Source organism: Solihabitans fulvus (genome assembly GCF_008386585.1).
Taxonomy (GTDB): Bacteria; Actinomycetota; Actinomycetes; order Mycobacteriales; family Pseudonocardiaceae; genus Solihabitans; species Solihabitans fulvus.
On the sequence record NZ_VUOB01000449.1, the window covers coordinates 1 to 218 of the forward strand.

A 218-nucleotide genomic window follows, 5' to 3' on the forward strand; every position below is an offset into this window, starting at 1 on the left:
TGGCCACCTCGACGACGAACGAGTCCGCGCCGAGCCCCCTGGTCGCGACCGCGGCGTCCACGAAGTCCCGCGCGTGCGCGACCCAGCTCGTGGAGTACGAGGAGAAGTACGCGTACTCGGTGAAGGTGTCCTCCGGGGTGATCAGCGGCGGAACCTGTGCCAGCAGGCACTTCCGGCACAGCCGCAGATGCAGCGGATAGGTCGGTTCTGGGTCGTCG

At 68.3% G+C, this 218-nt stretch carries 1 pseudogene; it reads right to left on the minus strand.

The features are described from left to right. Positions 1-218, minus strand: a pseudogene (locus tag F0L68_RS41990) (SAM-dependent methyltransferase); the annotation flags it as partial.